Source organism: Cellulomonas septica (assembly GCF_012396155.1).
Lineage (GTDB): Bacteria > Actinomycetota > Actinomycetes > Actinomycetales > Cellulomonadaceae > Cellulomonas > Cellulomonas septica.
Genome location: NZ_JAAXOY010000339.1, coordinates 1 through 3768, shown reverse-complemented (window position 1 = coordinate 3768; position 3768 = coordinate 1). Strand labels below are relative to the sequence as shown.

General features: G+C 73.5%; 2 protein-coding genes. One reads left to right on the top strand and one right to left on the bottom strand.

Annotation, left to right across the window (positions count from 1 at the left end):
* Positions 1-2462 (bottom strand): GDSL-type esterase/lipase family protein (locus HGA02_RS12795; protein WP_168679333.1); only part of this gene is annotated, 2462 nt, incomplete at its 3' end.
* A 204-nt stretch (positions 2463-2666) separates the two neighbouring features.
* Between HGA02_RS12795 and HGA02_RS12790 the strand changes: the two genes are divergently transcribed.
* A complete protein-coding gene (locus HGA02_RS12790) occupies positions 2667-3602 on the top strand; it encodes a DUF429 domain-containing protein (RefSeq protein WP_168679332.1) in 936 nt (311 codons plus the stop codon).
* Positions 3603-3768: the final 166 nt, after the last annotated feature.

The window sequence follows — 3768 nt, the reverse complement described above, 5'->3', positions numbered from 1 at the left end:
CCGGACAGCACGACGGCCTCGACGGACGTCCCGACGACAGTGCCGCCGGCGGTGCCGGCACCGGACGCCGCGACGGGCGCACCGGGCCGGGCGGAGACAGCTCCTGCCGCACCCAGCGCGTACGTGCCGGGCAGCAGGCCGGTGACCGACCACGAGCCGTCGGCCGCGCTGACGGCACCCGCCGTGACCGGCGCGCCACCGGCGTCGGTGCCCGTGAGAGTCACCGCGACGCCGACCGCCGGAGCGTCACCCGTCTCCCGGAGCCCGTCGGCGTCCGCGTCCTCGAACAGCACGCCGGAGACCGTCGACGACGCGACCACGCCCGGGTCGTCGGCCTCGAACACGACGACCTCCGGGTCCGTCTCGAGCACGAACGGCGACGGGTCGCACGCGTCGCCGACGCCGTCGCCGTCGTGGTCCTCCTGACCCGGGTCGGCCACCGTCGGGCAGACGTCGACGTCCGCGGGCGTCTGGTCGCCGTCGTCCGTGATCGCGAGCGGCGTGGTCGCGATGCTCGCGCGCCCTGCGGAGTCGGTGACCCGCACCGCGAGGTACGCGTCGACGAGCGCGCCGAACGTGTGCTCGAGCGTCGGGGTCGACGTCGTCAGGTCGTACGTGCCGTCGCCGTCGAGGTCCCACTCGAACGAGACGAGGTCGCCGGTCGTCGCGTACGAGCCGCGCGCGTCCAGGCGCAGCGTGTCGCCCACGCGCGCCACGTACGGCCCCTGGACCCACGCGTACGGCTTGTCCATCGCGGTCGAGACGGTGTCGAGGAGTGTCTCGGCGACGTCGAGCGACGTCGTGGTCGCCCCGCCCGTCCCGGCGGCGACGGCCTCGACGCTCGGCGCGAACGCACCGGTGCCCACGTCGATCGGGTAGACCTCGACCGGGTCGACCGCGAGCGCGTTCGCGATCACCGCCGCCGACGTGAGACCGCTCATCGGCTCGGGGTCGTGCGCGGGGGCGTCGCTGATCGGGATGAGCACCTTCTTGACGCCGGGGCGCCACGGCAGGTCGATCGCGGCCTGCATGCCGGACAGCGCGGTCTCGGGCCAGTCGCCGCCGCCGTCCGCCGTCATGCCCGCCAGAGCGGTGCGGATCGCGTCGGGGTCCGAGGTGAACGGCAGGTCGACGCGCGCGGCGTAGTCACCGGCCCACTCGGTGTAGACGGGGTCGTCCCGGAAGGTGACGAGCGCGAACCGGTACGAGCCGGAGCTCGCGGCGAGGTGGTCGACCATGCGGGTCGCGGTGTCCTTGACGGACTGCAGCACCCAGTCCATGGATCCCGTCGTGTCGATCGCGAAGACGAGGTCGATGCTGCCCGCCGACGCCGACGGGACGCGTCCCGGGACGCTCGACGACCGCAGCAGCGTCGACTCCTCGTAGTGGCCCTTCGTCGTCGGGTGGTACCACTCGGCCATCGTCACCGAGTCGAACTCGTGGATCCACCGGTCGTCGTTGCGGTTCGCCGCGGACGGGTCGGGCTCGTGCCCCGCGAAGTGCTCCTTGACCGTGTCGACGTACGACACGAACGGCGTCCCGGCGGCGGTGTTGGCCCGCGCGACGGCGGCCCGCTGCGCCGCGTCGCCCTCGTCGCCGAGCGCACGCACCTCGTGCCCGATGTCGTAGGTGTCGCCGGAGACGAACGGCAGCCGGTCGCGCAGGCTGCGCAGCACGAACGAGTCGGTGTTCGACAGGTACGGGTACGACAGCAGCACGACCTTCGCGTCCGGACGCATCCGTGCCCGCAGCCGGCCCAGCAGGTCGGTCAGGTCGTCCTCGAGCTGGCCGATCCCAGCGCGCGCGTCCGTGACCTTCTCGCGGCAGTCGCCCGGGTCGCGGAAGCCGACCGCGAAGCACTGCTTCACGATGTCCGCGAAGCCCAGGTCGTTCCCGCCCATCGTGAAGACCACGACGTCGGTGTCCTGGCCGACCGCCTCGATCTGGGCACGCAGGTAGCGCCGGCAGTCCACCGCGAACGCGCCGCGCACCGTGTCCCAGATCGCGACCGAGTACTCGAAGTACTCCTCGTCGACGTACTTCGTCGAGCAGACCTTCGCGGCCTTGGCCGCCGCGAGGCCCTCCTCCTGGGTCCGCCCGATCGTCCCGCCCGGGACGTACGCCAGGTGCGAGTCCATCCGGCGGTCCGTCAGGACGTTCTGGGACACCGCACCCGAGCAGGCGCGCGTCACGAACGTGACGTGGTTCCCCTGGTCCGCGAGCCACTCGCTGTACTCCGCGGCCCAGCTGTCGTGCGACCGGTAGCAGTCCGCCGGCCCGTAGTACGCGCCCGCGCCGTTGCCCGCCGAGTACGAGTCGCCGATCTGCACGACCTTGATCGCGTCGCCCGTCGGCGCCGCCTCCGCGGGTGCGAGCCCCACCGCGACCAGGAGCGAGGCCGCGACCGCGGCCAGGGTCGCCGCAGCCGTGGCGCGGTGGAGGATCGGGCGTCGCGGACGCATCGGGGGCCTTTCGCAGGGAAGTGGAGCAGCCGCGACGCTAACGCCCGATCTGTCCGGTTTCGGCGGAGACGGGCGATCGTCACCCGTCCGCCGGGCGACATCACCCGCGCGGCCCGGTGTGCGCACATCGAGGGACGGTCGCGCCACCCCGGCCGTCCGGGTGAGGGGGTCGCGCGCCGGCCTCCGCGTGTCGACAATCGGCGCATGCACTACGTCGGCGTCGACCTTGCCTGGGGGGAGCGCGCACGGACGGGCGTCGCGGTGCTCGACGACACCGGTCGCCTCATCCGTTCGACGACCGTCCGGACCGACGCGGAGATCGCGACCGCTGTGGCTCCGCCGGACGCGGGTCCGTCGGTGATCGCCATCGACGCGCCGATCGTCGTCCCGAACGCGACCGGCTCACGACGCGCAGAGCAGCTGCTGCACCAGCAGTTCGGGCGCTACGACGCGGGTGCCCACCCGTCGAACCGGTCGCGGCCCTACTTCGACCCGCCCCGCGCCGCGCGGCTCGCCGGTACGCATGGATGGGACGTCGACCCGGCCCACAGGCCAGACGGCTCGCGAACCGTCGCGATCGAGGTCTACCCGCACCCGGCGATGGTCGCGTTGTTCGGGCTCGGGCGCGTCATCCCGTACAAGGTCAAGCCCGGACGCACGCTGGACACGCTGCGCGACGCGTGGGGTGCGCTGCTCGACCATGTCGATCGCGTGTGCGGGCCGGTGCTGCGAACGGACGAGAGCCCGCGGTGGGCTCAGATCCGTCGGACGGTGGATGCCGCCGGACGCGTCGCCGAGCTCAGGTCCGTCGAGGACGAGGTCGACGCGATCTTCTGCGCGTACCTCGCCTGGCTGTGGGGCACCGGCGACGAGCGGATGACCGTGCTGGGCGACGTCAGGGACGGGTACATCGTGGTGCCCGGACCGCCGACCGCGCCTCCCGCTCCCCGTCCGACGGTCCGCCGGTCGTCCCCCGCGGCGCCGGAGTCCAGGCGCGACCTGGTAGCGCTCGTGGCGCGTGCACTCCGGGACGCTGACGACGCAGTCGACGAGGCGCAGGCGAACCGGCTGGCGCCGGCCGTCGTCGACGCGATCCTCGACGACCCTGCCGCGCGGGCCGGACTGCCGGGACAGGGCTGAGCGAGCTCGACGGCAGCTCAGGTGCGGGGCTCGGGACTGTTCGGGTCGATGCGGACGTCCGGGTCGATGCGGTCGGCCTGGCCGAGGCGCTCGTCGAGCTCGGCGCGGGCGTCGGTGGCCTCGCTCGCGCGGGCGCGCGCCTCGTTCTGCATCGCAGCGGCGTCGG

Bases quoted from the DNA above. Each gene is read 5' to 3' on its own strand.
- HGA02_RS12790 (WP_168679332.1), top strand. From the start codon at position 2,667: ATGCACTACGTCGGCGTCGACCTTGCCTGGGGGGAGCGCGCACGGACG.